Raw genomic sequence first — 19,295 nt, 5'->3', positions numbered from 1 at the left:
GCGTCCCATATCATCATGGTTAAATTTGTACAAATGACTTTCCATGGGAATGCTAAAAAACTGCCCACGTATATAGTTCTCTCTATAAAAAAAGCTATAGAGATGCTTCTTGATTTTTATAAATAGATATGATTGTCTCTACCAAGTCTAAAGGGGAAAATAAATAAATGATCGCACGTATTACAACTGTTGCTTTTCGCGGTCTAGAAGCAGTCCCTGTCGATGTACAGGTTATGATTTCGTCTGGTAAAATAGGAATGGCTATTGTTGGATTAGCTGATAAGGCAGTTGCAGAAAGCCGTGAACGTGTACAAGCAGCCCTCCACGCTTGTGGACTTTCTATGCCTACTAAACGAATTACGATTAATCTTGCACCAGCTGATTTGCCTAAAGAGGGATCGCATTATGATTTGCCAATCGCTGTAGGCTTAATGCTTGCTATGGGAATCCTCCCTCCCGAAGTAGCTCAAGACTATATCATTTTAGGAGAATTATCACTGGATGGTTCACTTACCGCTGTTAATGGTGTTTTACCAGCTGCCATGACAGCTTTATCACTCGATAAAGGACTGATTTGTCCCTTCCAATGTGGACCTGAAGCAGCATGGGCAAATGCAGAAATAAATATTCTTGCCCCAGAGACTCTGCTCACTATAGTCAACCATTTCAAAGGAACCCAAATTCAAAAACGTCCACAACCGCGCCAATATACTATCGAAACTGGACTTCCAGATCTTTGCGAAATCAAAGGACAAAAAACAGCCAAACGTGCCTTAGAAGTTTGTGCTGCTGGACGCCATAACCTTTTGTTTGTAGGTCCCCCTGGTGCTGGAAAATCTATGCTAGCGCAACGCTTACCTTCCATTTTGCCACCTCTTGATAGCCGTGAGCTTTTAGATGTCTCTCTGATTGCTTCTATTACAGGAGAAACGGTTCATAATACCATTTCACTTCATTGCCCCTTTCGTTCCCCACATCATTCTGCTTCCATGGCCGCAATGATTGGTGGAGGGCTTAAAGGACGACCAGGAGAGGTCTCCCTTGCTCATAATGGTGTGTTATTCCTTGATGAATTGCCTGAATTTTCTCCACAGGTTCTTGATTCTCTTCGTCAACCTTTAGAAAGTGGGGTGTCAGTTATCGCCCGCGCTAATCACCATATTAGCTATCCTGCTCGCTTCCAACTTATTGCCGCAATGAATCCTTGCCGTTGTGGTATGGCAGGCGAAAAAGACCATGTTTGCCCTAAAGGGATACGCTGTCAAATCGATTATCAGTCCCGTATTTCTGGTCCTCTGCTTGACCGAATTGATTTACGGATTGATGTCCCTGCTTTGACGGCTATGGACCTTATGCAACCAGAACAATCAGAAAAAAGCTGTGACGTTGCCAAACGCGTCGCACGGTGCCGTACCATTCAAGCTAAACGTTTTTCAACAATGGGGTTTGATCATATTCGTACCAATGGCGATTGCCCTGCCAAAATTATAGAACAGATTGCCATTCCTGATAAAAGTGCGACCATACTCTTACGAGATGTGAGTGAAAAAATGCACCTCTCTGCACGCGCTTATCATCGCATTCTCAAAGTTGCACGCACAATTGCTGATCTTGACGGATCAGATACTCTTTCACGCTATCATCTCGCAGAAGCTATTTCCTATCGACTAGGCGCAGAAAGATTAACAGCCCTTAATTAAAAAACTACTCATCAATAAAAACTTATTGGAAAATAACGCAAATAAAGTTCTGTAAGTTTACCATCCTCTTCTAGAGATTTCAGCGCATAATTGAGTATATCAACCAATTTTTCATTCTTTTTTGCAACAGCAAGCTGCATTCCTTGCCCCAATAACTGTGGCGCCATATATGCCCCCCCAACAAAATGGCAGCAATCAACAGATTTTTGTTTTTTGAACCATAATGATAAAGCAAATCCATCATCAAAAATAAGGTCAATTTTACGCTCTTGTAATGCTTTATAGAGCTCTTCTCTCTTTTTAAACCCTTGCCATTTGGCTTTAGGAAAATAATGTTGAAAGAGTTTTTCGTGAACACTTTTAGACAAAACACCACTGGTTAAATGTATCAATTGATCGCTTATTGGCTCATCGAGATTTAAACGTCGAGAAGCAACAAATCGCGCTGGAAAGCGCAAATATGACTTTGTAAAAACAAGATCTTGCTGGGTTTTACTTGTTTCTTTTAAACCCGCAATAATGACTTCTGCACCACCATTTTTAACATGTTCTACAAGCTCTTTCCAAGGAATCACTTCTATTTCACAAAGCTTCTCTAATTTTAATTTTGAGCAAATAGCGCGCAATAAATCGATATTATAACCTGCAAGATACCCCGATTGATCAATAAAATTAAAAGGAGGAAAATCAAAACTTGTTACAAAACGCAAACGAAAGATATCCGTTGTATCAGGTTGTACCAAATGTTCATGCGAATCAAAAAAAGAAGGCAGCCTTTCAGCTTCTGCGTAAGAGGAAAATAGAACCCCCCCTGCTACAAATAAAATACGAATAAAAATATTGTATGGATTATTGAATAAAAAGTACTGTAAACGCAATTGAAGATGTTTCACATATATAGATTTTTTTATTTTCAAAATCTCTCCCCCATTTTTCAAAACTAAGATGCAACACTTCTTAACTATTATCTAACGCACTTCACCAAAATATCTGGCGTTTAATAAATAAAATTCTTGCTATTTTTGAAACCATTGAAAATGCTTAGATTTCTGATGTTAATTTTCCAAAATGAATATATAAAAAGTAATTTTAGAGAAAAGCGATTTAATTTTTTAATATAAGAAATAAGCTGTATATACTTTAGTGGTACACTTTATTTTATCAAAATATCCCGCGTACCTTAAAATATTAAGACCATTTCCTTGCGTATCACAACCTGGGAAGTATATAGATACTATTGAAGAAAAGAGTAAAAACACCCCTCAAATGCCGAGGGTTTTCTCAACATTAAGGTTGCACCAACATTTAAGAGCTGAAAAATAAAATGATGATTCTGATTTGCACTTTATTGTCACGATGGGAAAGATGGGGGACATAAATCTTGTAGTATTCACAGGGTATTTTGCGTTATACTATTCAAACATCGTTGTAAAATGAGTTTGGGAACATTGAGAGATGCTCCTTAAAAAAGCGCGTGAATAAACAGTACAATGGCGTTTTGTTTTGAATGAGCGATGCAACCTCACGAGAATGCAAGAAACAAAAGCGTAAGATAATGCGTCATTACCCTCATTATTCAAAAACATCACCGTAAGACGTTTTTTTTAAATTGTAAAGTTGAATATAAAGATGATCGTGGAAACATGTTTTTACATTTACGCATTTATATTTTCCTCAAATAAAGCTTTTTTCACATTTTAAAGATGACACAAACCAATATACATAATATTTTCGCCTCAATCTAACATACAAAAGTTTGAACTGCTTAGAGAGCTCGCAACCTTTGTTTTAAATATATGGTAGAATTAGGATTGAAAAATTGATTTATGGATAAAACAAGTGAGACCTTTATTAGTGTAACACAAAATGCATAACTAATTCTGAAACAGAACGTATATGCAAAAATAAACAAAGTAAATAGCATCGTTTATGAAACAGCTTTTTGTATAAGTCATAAGTGTTTATTCGCCTTATATCACCGCCCTAGTGTTTTACAGCATAACAGTACACTATCATTTTATCATTCTCTCCATTATATATCGACAGATATTGAATCTAGATCTGATATACGGTAAATATTTAATGTGGTTATTCCATAAATAACTGATCAGAACATTGAGCTTTAAAAAAAGCGGATAAAATATTGTAAATTGAACACAGGAATGGACTAACTTATGAGTGATGAAATAACCTCACCAGCACAAAGCAATAACTATGATGCCGCTTCTATCAAAGTTCTCAAAGGTCTTGATGCTGTACGCAAACGTCCTGGTATGTATATCGGTGATACTGATGATGGATCGGGGTTACATCATATGGTCTATGAAGTTGTAGACAATGCTATCGATGAAGCTTTAGCCGGTCATGCAACTCTTGTAAACGTCACACTCCATGCTGATGGTTCTTGTTCTGTTCGTGATAATGGACGTGGAATTCCGACAGATATCCATCCAACAGAAGGTATTTCTGCAGCTGAAGTTATTATGACACAGCTTCATGCCGGCGGAAAGTTTGATCAAAACTCTTATAAAGTTTCAGGCGGATTACACGGTGTTGGCGTCTCTGTTGTGAATGCATTATCCGTTTGGCTTAAATTGCAAATCAAACGCAATGGTAAAATTCATGAAATATCATTTACCCACGGGGTAGCTGATGCTCCATTAAAAGTTGTTGGCGATTGCGATCAAGAAAGTGGAACAGAAATTAGATTTTTACCAAGCTCTGAAACCTTTACTATGGTTGAGTTTGATTTTGAAATTTTGGAGCGCCGCTTACGGGAATTAGCCTTTCTAAATTCTGGGGTTTATATTCTTCTTGTTGACGAGCGTCATGCTGATATTAAATCCGTTGAATTGCATTATGAAGGTGGATTAATAGAGTTTGTGAAATATATTGACCAATCAAAAAAAGCTCTGCTTGATACTCCTATTTATATTGCAAGTGAAAAGGATGGTATGAGCGTTGATGTTGCCCTGTGGTGGAATGATTCCTATCATGAGAAGGTCTTGTGTTTTACCAATAATATCCCTCAGCGTGACGGTGGAACGCATTTGATAGGTTTTAGAAGTGCCCTTACACGCCAAATTAATGGCTATGCTGAATCTTCAGGTATTGCTAAAAAAGAAAAAGTGAACTTAACCGGTGATGACTGCCGTGAAGGATTAACAGCTATTCTTTCTGTCAAAGTTCCTGATCCAAAATTTTCTTCACAAACAAAGGATAAGTTAGTCTCTTCTGAAGTGCGCCCTATTGTTGAAAGTTTGGTCAATGAAGGTCTTTCAATATGGCTGGAAGAACATCCTCATGAAGCAAAACTTCTCATTAGTAAAGTGGTAGAAGCTGCAACAGCACGTGAAGCAGCACGCAAAGCACGTGAACTCACAAGACGAAAAGGGGCGCTTGATATCACTTCTCTACCAGGAAAGCTTGCCGATTGCCAAGAACGAGATCCCGCAAAATCAGAAATCTTTATTGTCGAGGGGGATTCGGCTGGCGGTTCAGCAAAAAGTGGGCGCTCACGTCAAAATCAAGCAATTTTACCCCTTCGTGGAAAAATCCTCAATGTTGAACGAGCACGTTTCGACCGCATGCTCTCATCTGATATGATTGGAACACTTATTACAGCTCTTGGAACGTCTATCGGTAAAGATGAATTTTCACCGGATAAATTACGTTATCATAAGATTATTATCATGACAGATGCGGACGTTGATGGAGCCCATATTCGTACTCTGCTGCTCACTTTCTTTTTTAGACAAATGCCCGAGTTGATTGAACGTGGACATCTTTATATTGCTCAGCCTCCTCTTTATAAAGTGTCGCGTGGAAAATCTTCCCAATATATTAAAAATGAAGCAGCGTTTGAAGAATTCTTGATCGATACTGGATTAGAAGAAACAACGCTTGAGCTTTCAACGGGAGAAGTTCGTGCAGGGGCTGATTTGTATCAACTCGCTAAAGATGCTCGTATATTACGTCAACTTTTAAATGGTCTTCATACCCGTTATGACCGTAATATTGTTGAACAAGCAGCAATTGCTGGCGCTTTTAATCTTGAAGTCTTTGCAACACAAGAAAAAGCGCAAAAAATAGCAGATACTACAGCACACCGCCTTAATCTGATTGCTGATGATATGGAACAAGGTTGGAGTGGACAATATACAGCAGATGGAAGTTTATGTTTTGAGCGTATTTTGCGTGGTGTTAAAGATGTTGTTACGCTTGATGTGGGACTTATAAATTCAACTGACGCACGCCAAATTGATCGCATTTCCCAAAATTTTATCGACATATATCATCCTCCTGTTCTTTTACGTCGCAAAGATAAAACAGAGCGTATTTTTGGTCCTATGAGCCTTTTAGAGAGCATTTTTACAAACGGTAAAAAAGGTGTTACTCTTCAACGTTATAAAGGTCTTGGGGAAATGAATGCTGAACAACTTTGGGAAACAACGCTTGATCCCAATGCACGTTCTCTTTTACAAGTAAAAATTAATGATGCAACCGATGCAGATTCACTCTTTTCTCGTCTCATGGGTGATGAAGTTGAACCTAGACGTATTTTTATTCAAGACAATGCCTTAAGCGTTGCCAATCTTGATATCTAAAGGTACTCTTCTGTTTTTGGCTGTGTAAACGTCGTAGTTTTATACGTTGTTTTTTCGTAGTTGAACATTCCCTCTCTATTTCATTTACGATAAAAGAAAAATAAGGAAGATCATATACATGGCAATTGAAACAGAACGTGTAGGAACCAAGGGTGGCATGGAGCACTCTTTTGGTTTTACAAGAGTAGATGAAACACAAAAACAATTCATGGTGGATGGTGTGTTTCATTCTGTTGCTGAAAATTATGACAAGATGAATGATATCTTATCCTTAGGGCTACACCGTGTGTGGAAAAATTCCATGATTGCTTGGCTTTCCCCACCAGCACTTTCTCATTGGAAAGTTCTTGATGTCGCTGGCGGTACAGGTGATATTGCTTTTCGTATTCTTAATGCTTCACGCCAAAAAGCCCATGCTACGGTGCTTGATATTAATGGCTCAATGCTCAGCGTTGGCAAAAAACGCGCACAAAAAAATGGTCTTGCCCCTCTGATTGATTTTGTTGAAGCCAATGCAGAAAATCTACCTTTTGAAGATCGAAGCTTTGACGCTTACACGATTGCTTTTGGAATTCGCAATGTTCCTCATATTGATCAAGCTCTTAGAGAAGCTTTTCGTGTTTTAAAGCCCGGTGGACGTTTCTTATGTTTAGAATTTTCAAATGTCGAGATGCCTTGGCTCGATAAAATTTATGATCTTTGGTCTTTCCATGCTATCCCTAAGCTGGGTCAATTTATCGCAAATGATGGCGATGCTTATCGTTATTTGGTTGAATCTATCCGCAAATTTCCTAAGCAAGATGATTTTTCCCATATGATCAAGCATGCGGGGTTTTCGCGGGTATCGTACCGCAATCTCACCGGTGCGATTGCAGCGCTGCATTCAGGTTGGAAAATTTAAAAATGGTGCAAATTTCCCCTTACTTTCAATTGATGCGTGCAGGATGGGTTTTAACACGTGAAGGTGTTTTAAGTGCTCTTCCTCATGATGATCTTCAAGGATTTCCAGCGCTATGTCATCGTATAGCGAGTGCATTAGCACGACGCAAAACAAAAAAGAAACAGCGATCTGAAAATATTTCATATGCCATTAATAAGCTTGGACCCTCTTACATAAAACTTGGTCAATTTCTTGCAACAAGGCCTGATATTGTCGGCCGTGATATTGCGGAAGATTTGTCACAACTACAAGATCGTGTCCAAACATTTTCTTGCACCGCCGCTATTGCTCAAATTGAAAGTTCTCTTGGTCGCTCTATTGATGATTTATTCGTAAATTTTTATCCCCCCATTGCCGCCGCTTCTATTGCTCAAGTTCATCCAGCTGAATACAGTGATGAAACTGGCCATAAGAAAAAATGTGCTGTAAAAGTTATTCGTCCCAATATCAGAGCACGTTTTTCTAAAGATCTTAGAGGATTCTATCTCATTGCTCATTTGCAAGAGCGCTATATCCCTGCCTCTCGAAGGCTTCGTCCTGTTTGTGTGGTGGATACTTTAGCACAAATAACACGACTTGAAATGGATTTACGCTTAGAAGCAGCAGCTATATCTGAAATGGCTGAAAATATTCAACATGATACAGGCTTTCGGGTTCCACGTATTGACTGGGAACGGACAGGACGTAATGTTCTTACAATGGAATGGATTGATGGTATAAGAATATCCGAAACTTCCAAACTCAAAGAAGCAGGATTTGATTTGAAGGCGCTTGCTATTACGCTTATTCAATCTTTTCTTCGTCATACACTGCGTGATGGTTTTTTTCACGCCGATATGCATCCTGGTAATTTATTTGTAGATGAAAAAGGATGTATTGTCGCTGTTGATCTAGGTATTACAGGACGGCTTGGAAAAAAAGAAAAGCATTTCCTTGCTGAAATTCTTTACGGCTTTATTACCCGCGATTACCATCGAGTTGCACGTGCCCATTTTGAGGCAGGCTATGTTCCTTCACACCATAATATTGAAAGCTTTGCGCAAGCCAACCGCGCTATTGGCGAACCAATTCACGGACAATCAGCACAAAGCATTTCCATGGCTAAATTGCTCACTTTATTGTTTGAAGTCACTGAATTATTTGACATGCAAACGCGACCTGAACTTTTATTGCTGCAAAAAACGATGGTTGTCGTGGAAGGTGTTGCCCGCACATTAGACCCCACTTTTAATATGTGGAAAGCTTCTGAACCCATTGTCAAAGAATGGATTAGTAAAAATTTAGGACCCGTAGGCGTTGCAAAAGACTTTAGTGAAGGAGCACAAGCTCTCCTTTCGCTGGCACGCAAAACACCACAATTGGTTCAAAATTTCCAACAAATAGAAGAAGATTTTAATCAAATGAGAAAAACAGGTTTTAATCTTTCTCATGCTACCCTCAAACAACTTGCTGTAGAACAAAGTCACAGAAACCGTTATGGTCGTTATAGTCTTTTCATCATTGCACTTTGTTGCGCTTGTCTTACTTTTTACTTTTTTCATCTTTTCTAATCTCCTTAATATGCTAAAAATATCAACAATGAAATCATTGCAATCATTTTATTTCTTGGAGGTATTTTATGGCCAGTATTACCATTCGTAACCTGTCTCCTGAAACCAAAGAAGCTTTGCGCATACGCGCCGCGCAAAATGGTATTTCTATGGAAGAAGAAGTCCGGCGCCTTTTAAGCAATCCCTCTCTTCTCACCACACAACCCCTTCATGCTAGCGCTGTTGAAATGCAATCATTGAAATCAAAATCTCTCCTTCTTATTATTGGTGGAAGTATTGCATCCTATAAAGCACTTGATTTGATTCGCCGTTTACAAGAACGTGGAGCACATTTAAAAGTTGTGATGACAAAAGCAGCGCAAAAATTTATTACGCCTTTAGTCGCTGAAGCTTTAAGCGGTGGTACTGTATATACTGATTTATTTTCACGCGAAGAAGAACACGATATCGGACATATCCGATTAGCACGTGATGCTGACCTGATTATTTTAGCTCCTGCTACAGCCAACCGTATTGCAAAAATAGCCAATGGCATAGGAGATGATCTGGCTAATTGCATTCTTTTAGCGGCACGCTGTCCACTCTTGATTGCACCCGCTATGAATCCGTCCATGTGGACGCATCCAGCCACTATTCGCAATGTTGCACAATTGCGCGCAGATGGCGTTCATATCATCGGACCAGAAATCGGAAATATGGCTGAACGTGACGAGATGGGATATGGACGCATGAGCGAACCTTTAACTATTGTCGCTACCATAGAGAATCTTTTGAATGTGCATGAAAAACCTCTCTCTGACCGCCATTTCATCGTTACCTCTGGCTCTACCCATGAACCAATTGATCCAGTGCGTTATATTGCTAATCGGTCTTCAGGTAAACAAGGTCATGCCATCGCAACCGCTCTTGCACATTTGGGTGCAAAAGTAACACTTATTTGTGGACCTGTTAATCTCGCAGACCCACAAGAAGTAAAAACCATTCATGTTGAAACAGCACAACAGATGTTACAAGCCGTTCAAACCGCATTGCCTGCTGATGGTGCTATCTTTGTTGCCGCTGTTTGTGACTGGCGCAGTCAAACGCAGTCTTTACACAAAATTAAAAAGAATGCTCATAAAATACCACCATCCCTTCATATGGTTGAAAATCCTGACATTTTAGCAACGATTGGACACGCTCCAAACCGCCCCTCATTGGTCATTGGTTTTGCTGCTGAAACATGTGATATCATTGCCAATGCACAAAAAAAATGTGTTGAAAAAGGAGCTGATTTCATTCTTGCTAATGATATTTCTCTTCAACTAGATGGTACAAGTGTCATGGGCGCTGATACAAATCAAGTTTATCTCGTAAGTAGAAAAAAAGTTGAACAATGGCCCCATATGAGTAAACAACACGTAGCGCAAAAATTAGCAAACGTGATTGTATCATTTTTTGCCCCCAAAACACCTACTCCTCATGAGGAAAATATACCCCTTTGCAAATAAGAACTCTTCAAACGCGTTGATATTAAAACACCTTATAAAATAGAACTGACAATAGGTGTCTATCCATCTCAATTAGTATATAATATTTCTGGTTTATAATGATAATATCGCATTGTTCATATTAAATTAGAATCCCAAATATCATAAGATTCTCTCATTCCCAATCTCTCTCATGTTGAATCAATAAAAATCATTTTCTTGCACGTTGTAAACAAGGATAACTGTATGAATACAAAACGTTTCAGAAAGAACTAAAAGCGCTTATAATGGACCGTCTCAAGAACCAAGGGCTTGTCTCGGACAAACACTGAGAATGATGGTGCCAGCGTGCTCTTTTTATTAAGCGTAAAGTTAGTGATGCCCTATAAGTTTTATATTATTCACGAGAGCTTTACCCATATACCATTCACAAACGCTGTTGCGAAATGGGTGTGATGAGCGTTGGGAAATGTTTTTTTAAAAAATCCTATCTCACCCTAGCCTTCATAAAAGTAGGATCTATTGCACCACTGTCTCGCCAGCTTATAAAAAAAACAAGCTATCATTCACTTTGGCTACCATCAATTTTGACAAAGCTCTTGTAATGGATAAAATTTATAAAAAGCATTTTCTTTCTTCAATGTTTTTATCCACATATCGGTCATATTTATGATATGCAAATAAATGATTTTGATTGTTTCATGATGAGAGCAGCTAATGAGAAAATATGAAAACTTTATTTTGAGCTCTTATTCGCTATGAAAAATAATGTATAAATCAATGATATTATAACATCTCAATGCAATTTGAAGCATATCTCACACTGACGCTTATAAAGAGTGTAGACAAAATTCACTGCACCACTGTCTATAAGTTTATGAAACTGAAGCCTTTATTATTTTTCTCAGTGATCGGTCTTTAAAATTAAATGTATGTGTCCTCTCTCCAGAATACCAAGACCACAAAAACTAGAATTTTATCCATGATATCCTCACATTGTGATGTTTCATGAGAAGCATTTTTATTCCTTTATTGAAAGCTTTGTATCCATACATTGGTCTCGCCTATAATGTGTACGTAAATAATTTTTTGATGTTGAATAGAGTCTTTGAAATTAAAGAATATTTCTATATTTGGGATTCTTATTCAAGTTGAAAATGATCAATTCTCTTCGATAAATTAGTGGTGTTATTATCTAAAAATTATTTGATACAGTGCACCACTTGTATGAAAAGTGCTTCAATGAATGCTTACTTCATTGCACTTATAGCTTTTAAAATTCAAAATCTCATCATTTTTAAGCATCCGTGGTTTCTCCCTTTCTTTGCTTCCTCAAAAAACTGCTCTTCTATGGGATCGGACGGTCAATTGCCTAAGCTTATTTTTTCCACTTCTATCATATTAATCATTCTGTTGCCCAAAATTAGAATATCTACGGAGCTACTACGTTACCCCTATTCCATTGAACTCAATATTTTTTTGAAAGCGAGGGGCAAAAGCATGCCGCCAAATAGTAGAAAAGTACAGAATTTTAGGAATTGTGTAAAACAATTAAGCACTTAGATAAACGAAGTTAGATAACTCTACTGAATAAATAGAAGTAAACAACTTTTCTCCCAAATAGTTCTTATTCCTTAATTTTTTACATATATCATATAAACGCAATAATCTACACTATGTACAAAAATACTAAAAATTTCTTCTACAACAGCTACTTTTTAAATTCTTCTTTGTTTTTAAAAATCAAAATTTCTATTTATTCAAACTTTATTTTTAACAAAGAAACCTTAACCGTTTTTTATAATGTTCTTGAAAAAAATCTTGTAATTCAAAGAAAGAAAAAATTACACTGTACATACTTTAAATATATTTCTTGTTTTTTTTGCTTCTTTCCTTAGTTTATTAATCTATGATTTTTACTGCTGCTTATCGTGCTTTACAACGTCTTATGACCTCGCAATATCGTATTATGATACTGAAAGCATTGGGGGTTACTTTTTTCATTCTCACCATTTTATGGTTATGTGTGCACCAACTTTTTGTGTCTTACTTTTGGCCCTGGATTGCTCAATTTCTTCCTGGACTCCCTAGTTGGGCGGGATGGATTGGTTTTAGCATGCTTATCATTTTTAATCTTGGTTTGGCTCTTTTGTTGGCTTTTTTGATTGCACCGATCTCAGCTATGATTGGTGGTTTTTTCATTGACTCTGCTGCTGAAATCATTGAAAAAGAGGATTACCCAAACGAGCCTATTGGACAAGCTTTGCCGTTTCAGCGTTCTCTTATCATTTCCTTTAAATTTGTTATTTTAAGCCTTCTTGGTAATGGAATTGCTTTTATTTTATTCTTCATACCAGGTATTAATTTAATTGCTTTTTATCTTATTAATGGTTATTTGCTCGGTCATGAATATTTCTTGTTTGCGGCTTACCGTTTTCGAACAGAACAAGATGCCCGTGCTTTTTTACATACTCATTACACAACGGTTTTTGGCGCAGGATTATTGATAGCGCTTTTTGTTTCGATTCCAATTCTTAATTTAGCAACACCGCTTTTTGCAGCTGCCTTTATGACATATTTACACAAAATGCTTTCCCAAAAGACCATAGCACGCATTACACAAAAATAGTGTTCCTTGACTTTAAGGTTAATAAAACTTGCCAGCCAAAGAAAACATAATATAAAATTTTATGCTTTATCTTTTATTAAAGCAATATATTGATTTATAATGATAACTTATCGTTTCACAACATGAGTGAAAAACCTAAATATTATGAGGGTTTTTCATTTTAATCCTATTCATATTAGGTCAATTGAAATCGTTTGTTAATATGTCATAAACGGAGGTGGTGTGCGGATAAAAGTACTTTCAAAAAGGCGTGAAATATCTTTATATGAATCCTCTTAATGCAAACATTATCGTCGTATTGAAAACTGAAAAAGAATATGATGGTGTCGCTTTGTACTTTCTATTTCAGTAAAAACGGATAGCATAATGTCTTTTATACCATTCATGGAGAGTGTATACTCTTCATAAGAGAGTTTTGGAAATTATTGAAAGATATCTGTGTAAAATAAACACGTAAATGAGTAATATAATGGTATTTTGAGCGTATTCTATTTTAATTGTGAAAAGCACGCGCTTTAAAAAAACCTTTTGAAAAAAATCTTGCTCTGATGTTAGCGTTTCGCTAATATGATGTCGTCTTATACAGTATTTTAAATGGATTATTTTAGCCTTATTAACGCCTTATATTATAAGGTTTCTTTTCTTCAGAACCGTTGATACGAGTGATTAATTGGATATTCATTTTTATTAAAAAATAAGGGATTTGTTAACCATCGCAAGGAGTGAATTTTAATACCAAAGTAAAAAAATAAAAACATGTAAGTTCTTAAACTTATGAGAAATTTGTTATAGAGAATACTCTTCATAGATATGATTGTTATGATATTGGAAAATTAAAAAGTTAAAAAACAAGCTATACGTACACTGATAAAAGTATTAAATAGACTCCTTTGTTCCACCGGTAAAGCAAATGTGACTGCTTAGATTCATATTCTTTCAAATCATGCGAAAGATGTGTAATATTTAAAGGAAGGTTATAAAGATGAACTGGATTACAAATTATGTTCGTCCTAAAATTAACTCTATATTGGGGCGCCGTGAAATTCCAGAAAATCTATGGATTAAAGATCCTACCAGTGGTGAAATGATCTTCCATAAAGATCTGGAAGCTAATCAATTTGTAGCTCCCAATTCTGGTCATCATATGCGTATTAGCGCTAAAAATCGTCTCATGCATTTTTTTGATGATGGTGTTTATACAGCTCTTGAAAATCCAAAAGTTGTAACAGATCCTTTAAAATTTCGTGACGAAAAACGCTATATTGACCGGTTAAAAGATTATCGTTCTAAACTTGGTGTTGATGATAATATCTTAAGTGCACGTGGTACGATTGAAGGCTTACCAATCATTGCAACCGTTCAAGATTTCGCCTTTATGGGTGGATCACTCGGTATGGCTTCAGGAGAAGCTATTATCAAAGCTTTTGATACTGCCATTGCCGAAAGGCGTCCGCTGGTTCTTTTTTCTGCTTCTGGTGGCGCACGCATGCAAGAAGGAACGCTCTCGTTGATGCAAATGCCTCGTACAACTGTAGCGATTGAAATGTTGAAAGAAGCAAAACTTCCCTATATTGTTGTGCTGACTAATCCAACCACCGGTGGTGTTACTGCTTCTTACGCCATGCTTGGTGATATTCACATTGCCGAACCTGGCGCTATGATTGGTTTTGCTGGTCCACGCGTGATTCAACAAACTATACGCGAAACCCTACCAGAAGGTTTTCAAAGTAGTGAATATCTGCTCGAACATGGTATGATTGATATGGTTGTATCACGTTTAGAAATGAAAACAACGATTGCGCGTCTTTTACGTTTGATGATGAAACGCCCTGCTGTTTTTAACCCTTCCGATCCATCCCCTACAGACTCTCAAACATCGCTTTCTACAACAAAAGCAGCTTAAATTTATGCAACAAAGCCAAATACAAAAGGTGGTAGATGATTTACTAAAAAATTATCCGAAAAAATTTGATCTTTCTTTAGAGCGTATTATTCACCTTTTAGAGCGTCTTGGTAATCCACATTTAAAACTTGCCCCTATTATTCACATCGCTGGAACAAATGGCAAAGGATCTGCCTCAGCAATTTGCCGTGCTCTTTTAGAAAGTGCAGGATACTGCGTTCATGTCTATAGCTCACCTCATCTCGTCAACTGGAATGAACGCTGCCGGATAGGTCAAAAAGGAGGTGGTCAACTTGTTACAGAAAACCAATTGGCTGAGACAATCCGTGAAATTATAAAAGTAAATCGTCAAGAGCCGATTACTATTTTTGAAATTTTTACAGCCGCTGCCTTTATGCTGTTTAGTACACATCCAGCTGATGTTGTCATTTTAGAAGTTGGGTTGGGAGGACGTTTTGATGCTACCAATGTCATTAACAAACCAGCTGTATCGCTTATTATGCCCATCGATTATGATCATGAGAACTTTCTTGGAAACACAATTGCTCAAATCGCTTTTCAAAAGGGGGGAATTATCAAACCAAACGTTCCAGTAGTCATCGGGAAGCAAAATTATGAAGAAACTCTTGCTACTTTAATACCCCTTGCCGATAAAAATAAAGCACCTTATTCTCTATTTGATCAAGATTATCAAAGTTATAAAGAACATGGACGTATGGTTTTTCAAAACAATCAAGGTCTCATGGATCTTCCCCTTCCTAACCTTATTGGAGGCCACCAAATTGCCAATGCTGGCGCATCTCTTGAAGCAGTCTATCAAGCGGGCTTTCAACTTTCAGAACAAGCCATAAATGATGCTTTGAAAAATATCTATTGGCCCGCACGGATGCAACATCTTATCCAAGGACATTTGGTTGATCAACTGTCTCCTAATATTGATTTATGGTTAGACGGTGGTCACAATCCTGCTGCTGGAAAAGTTATTGCAGCAGAACTTACACAATGGAGAAAAAAAACAGATCGTCCTATTATTATGATTGCTGGCATGCTCAATACCAAAGATGCTGTCGGTTATTTTCGTTCCTTAGCGAACCTTGTCGATAAAATATATACGATACCGCTAATTAACAATAATGCCAGTATCTCTCCAATAAAATTAGCTGAATCAGCGCAAAAAGCAGGAATCTTTGCTACTCCACAAGCACATCTACAAGATGCTTTGCATAAGATTAGAGCCGAATATAAAGAGGCAATTGTCCTTATTAGTGGTTCCCTTTATCTTGCGGGCGATATTTTACGTGACAATAAAACACCTCCATGCTAGAAATTGATTATTTTAAAGCTTTGAAAGATAGACTTTTTAATCATGCAACTTGATTGTGCACTTTATCAACATCCTAAACTTATTACTGTTTTTGGCGGATCTGGTTTTGTAGGACGACATGTCGTTGAAACTTTGACTAAGCGGGGATATCGCGTTCGTATCGCTGTTCGTTATCCACAAAAAGCTTATTACATGCTCCAAATAGGAGAAGTAGGACAAACCCAAATGCTTAAAACGGATATCAAGCATCGTGCCTCTGTTGCACGCGCGTTGCTTGGAGCTGATGCGGCAGTGTTTTTACCTGGTAGCTTAAAACAAGCAAATCAATCGAATTTTAAAAACACACAAATTGATGGTGCTTACAATGTTGCTGAATTAACAGCACAAGCTGCTATTCCGCTCATCTATATGTCAGCACTTGTGGCTAACGAGAATGCTTCATGTCTTTATGCACGTGTTAAGTTTATGGGTGAACAAATCGTTCATAACAAGCATCCTCAAGCAATTATTATCCGTCCATCCGTTATCTTTGGACCAGAGGATTGTTTCTTTAACACCTTAGCAGATTTGTCACGTTTTTTACCAATTATGCCTCTTTTTGGGGGTGGGCAAAGCAAATTGCAACCCGTGTATGTTGGTGACGTTGCTGAGTTTATCGCGCGCGCTTTAGATGGACAGGTTGCTTGGGGAAAAAATTATGATCTTGGTGGTCCCCAGATTATCACCTTTCAAAATACTCTTGAAAATATACTCAAAATTATTCACCGTAAAAAAACAATCCTATCCATACCTCTTTCTGCTGGTCTATTGATTGGAGGAATTTTGGGAACTATCGGTAAATTGCCTTTTGTACCAACACTTGTAACAGCCAATCAGATACGTTTTTTGCAAATGGATAACATTGTTTCTAAAGAGGCTATAGAGAATGGATATACTCTAGAAGGTGCGGGAATTACCCCCAGAGCAATGGCTGCATTCTTGCCAAGTTATCTTTGGCGATTTCGTCCACATGGTCAATTTTCCCAAAACTTACACGTCTAGAATAAATTTTTCCAAAACTGAGTTATTATTTGATTTATAATTTATAGCTCGTTGTTAGCGATTCTGAAATCAGAATGCTCAATAGAGTAATGTTTTTGCGTTTTAAATGCTCTATTCAGTATCACAAAAAATGTTTAATCGTATACCTATAGTATTTTGATAAAAATCGTTGAAAACAGGAGAAAAGCACTTCTTATAAACTGTCTTTATCCAAGAGCAGATGCAACATTGGAATCCTAAAGAACCGATTCTGAATTGCCTATTCATAAATATGATAACCTATGACTTTGCATTATATTATTTTGGTAGAAAGCTTAATAATGAGATTAAAGTAATTCTTCCTTTTTCAACAACCGCATAAGTGAGTAGAATACGAGTATAATACTTTCGATATTATCCCATAAAAAATCGATATAAAAACTGTGAAGCAATGCACAATTTTTATTATTTAAAAGGTATTCTCTTTGGAGATTTTTAAAAGCTTTAAAGTTACGTGAAAAGGATAGAGTTTTGTTTATATAATAAGACTTATCATGAAGATCTCTTATTCTATCAGTAACATCATTATTCAGATTCATAAATGCATATTTGTTGCACAAATTTATGGAGATTTTAAAAGAGCTTTTTCACATAAAGAAGTCCTCTTCTTGTCTTGCATTTTTTTTTTAATTTCTCCTACCGTCTTGGAAAAACTTATTTTAAAGGAATAAAGAATGGCAGCTCAAGATTTTGTTGTCAAAGATATTGCACTTGCCGCTTATGGTCGTAAAGAACTTGATATTGCTGAAACTGAGATGCCTGGTTTGATGGCTTGTCGTAAGGAGTTTTCCTCTAATCAACCTTTGCGCGGAGCGCGTATTTCTGGCTCATTGCACATGACAATTCAAACAGCTGTTTTAATTGAAACATTAAAAGCGATTGGCGCCGATATACGGTGGAGCTCTAGCAATATTTTTTCTACGCAAGACCATGCAGCAGCAGCTATCGCCGCAACTGGTATTCCTGTATTCGCCGTTAAGGGTGAAACATTGGAAGAATATTGGACTTATATAGATGCAATTTTCCAATGGCCAGATGGTAATCCTTCCAATCTTATTTTAGATGATGGCGCTGATGCCACAAACTATATTTTAATGGGAAGTCGTGCAGAACAAAATAAAGATATCCTATCGCATCCAAAAACAGAAGAAGAAGAAATTTTTTTCAAACAAATACAAAAGCGTATGGATGCAACGCCAGGATTTTTTACACGACAGCGCGCAGCAATTAAAGGTGTAAGCGAAGAAACCACAACAGGTGTAAACCGTCTTTATCAGTTACAAAAAGAAGGGCTTTTGCCTTTTCCTGCTATTAATGTCAATGATAGCGTCACTAAATCAAAGTTTGATAATAAATATGGATGTAAAGAATCATTGGTCGATGGTATTCGACGTGGAACAGACGTGATGATCGCTGGTAAAACTGCCATTGTCTGTGGTTATGGTGACGTAGGAAAAGGTTCAGCAGCATCTCTTTCTGGTGCTGGGGCTCGTGTTAAAGTAACAGAAATTGATCCTATTTGCGCTCTTCAAGCAGCTATGGATGGCTATGAAGTTGTTAATTTGGATGATGCTGCTTCCAGTGCTGATATTATCATCACGACAACAGGCAATAAAGATGTTGTTCGTTTAGACCATATGCGACAAGTAAAGGATATGTGTATTCTTGGAAATATTGGTCATTTTGATAACGAAATCCAAGTCGCAGCCCTTAGAAATTTGCCATGGACAAATATTAAACCACAAGTTGATATGATCACCTTTCCCGATGGAAAACGCATCATTTTGCTCTCTGAAGGGCGTTTGTTAAACCTCGGGAATGCGACTGGGCATCCCTCTTTTGTCATGTCAGCCTCGTTTACTAATCAAGTTTTAGCGCAAATTGAACTTTTTACCCGTGCAGAACACTATACAAATGAAGTCACTGTTTTGCCTAAACATCTTGATGAAAAAGTTGCACGTCTACATCTTGATCGGTTAGGAATAAAATTAAGTGTTTTATCAGAAGAACAAGCCGCCTATATTGGAGTCACACCACAAGGACCTTATAAACCAAACCATTACCGTTACTAAACATTTCCTTGGGTTAAAAAA

Annotated in this window: 11 protein-coding genes; 10 read left to right on the top strand and 1 reads right to left on the bottom strand. The window is 37.3% G+C overall.

The features are described from left to right. Positions 1–167 precede the first annotated feature (167 nt). A complete protein-coding gene (locus ACFIL7_RS05905) occupies positions 168–1,700 on the top strand; it encodes a YifB family Mg chelatase-like AAA ATPase (RefSeq protein WP_375617482.1) in 1,533 nt (510 codons plus the stop codon). An 11-nt stretch (positions 1,701–1,711) separates the two neighbouring features. On the opposite strand, the gene ACFIL7_RS05900 is transcribed toward ACFIL7_RS05905, so the two are convergent. Beyond that, positions 1,712–2,617, bottom strand: coding sequence for a transporter substrate-binding domain-containing protein (locus tag ACFIL7_RS05900; protein WP_375617481.1), 906 nt, complete (start codon positions 2,615–2,617; stop codon positions 1,712–1,714). A 1,257-nt stretch (positions 2,618–3,874) separates the two neighbouring features. Between ACFIL7_RS05900 and gyrB the strand changes: the two genes are divergently transcribed. The 9 genes from gyrB to ahcY all read left to right on the top strand — a co-directional run bounded on the left by gyrB (position 3,875) and on the right by ahcY (position 19,274). Continuing rightward, entirely contained in the window at positions 3,875–6,307 is a 2,433-nt protein-coding gene (gene gyrB / locus ACFIL7_RS05895; RefSeq protein ID WP_375617480.1) for a DNA topoisomerase (ATP-hydrolyzing) subunit B, read from the top strand. Between the two features lie 118 nt (positions 6,308–6,425). Next, positions 6,426–7,208 (top strand): bifunctional demethylmenaquinone methyltransferase/2-methoxy-6-polyprenyl-1,4-benzoquinol methylase UbiE, encoded by a 783-nt coding sequence (ubiE, locus tag ACFIL7_RS05890; protein ID WP_375617479.1) that lies wholly within the window; start codon positions 6,426–6,428, stop codon positions 7,206–7,208. Positions 7,209–7,210: 2 nt separating this feature from the next. Then, positions 7,211–8,797 carry a 2-polyprenylphenol 6-hydroxylase gene (gene ubiB / locus ACFIL7_RS05885; RefSeq protein WP_375633664.1) on the top strand — a complete coding sequence of 529 codons (1,587 nt, stop codon included), beginning with the start codon at positions 7,211–7,213 and terminating at the stop codon, positions 8,795–8,797. 68 nt (positions 8,798–8,865) lie between these two features. Continuing rightward, positions 8,866–10,287, top strand: coding sequence for a bifunctional phosphopantothenoylcysteine decarboxylase/phosphopantothenate--cysteine ligase CoaBC (coaBC, locus tag ACFIL7_RS05880; protein WP_375633663.1), 1,422 nt, complete (start codon positions 8,866–8,868; stop codon positions 10,285–10,287). Between the two features lie 1,888 nt (positions 10,288–12,175). Further along, positions 12,176–12,895 (top strand): sulfate transporter family protein, encoded by a 720-nt coding sequence (locus tag ACFIL7_RS05875; protein WP_375633983.1) that lies wholly within the window; start codon positions 12,176–12,178, stop codon positions 12,893–12,895. A 982-nt stretch (positions 12,896–13,877) separates the two neighbouring features. Beyond that, positions 13,878–14,798, top strand: a complete 921-nt coding sequence (accD, locus tag ACFIL7_RS05870) for an acetyl-CoA carboxylase, carboxyltransferase subunit beta (protein ID WP_012754464.1) — start codon at positions 13,878–13,880, stop codon at positions 14,796–14,798. Positions 14,799–14,802: 4 nt separating this feature from the next. Continuing rightward, positions 14,803–16,122, top strand: a complete 1,320-nt coding sequence (locus ACFIL7_RS05865; protein WP_375633661.1) for a bifunctional folylpolyglutamate synthase/dihydrofolate synthase — start codon at positions 14,803–14,805, stop codon at positions 16,120–16,122. A gap of 42 nt (positions 16,123–16,164) precedes the next feature. Next, positions 16,165–17,163 carry a complex I NDUFA9 subunit family protein gene (locus tag ACFIL7_RS05860; protein WP_375633660.1) on the top strand — a complete coding sequence of 333 codons (999 nt, stop codon included), beginning with the start codon at positions 16,165–16,167 and terminating at the stop codon, positions 17,161–17,163. A 713-nt stretch (positions 17,164–17,876) separates the two neighbouring features. Next, the gene (gene ahcY, locus ACFIL7_RS05855) at positions 17,877–19,274 is read left to right on the top strand and encodes an adenosylhomocysteinase (RefSeq protein WP_375633659.1); all 1,398 of its coding nucleotides are present in this window, start codon (positions 17,877–17,879) and stop codon (positions 19,272–19,274) included. Positions 19,275–19,295 lie beyond the last annotated feature (21 nt).

The sequence above is a fragment of the Bartonella sp. AP3QHHD genome (assembly GCF_042195765.1).
Taxonomy (GTDB): Bacteria; Pseudomonadota; Alphaproteobacteria; order Rhizobiales; family Rhizobiaceae; genus Bartonella.
The sequence above is the reverse complement of the archived record's forward strand: the minus strand, read 5'-3'. Positions and strand labels throughout refer to the sequence as shown.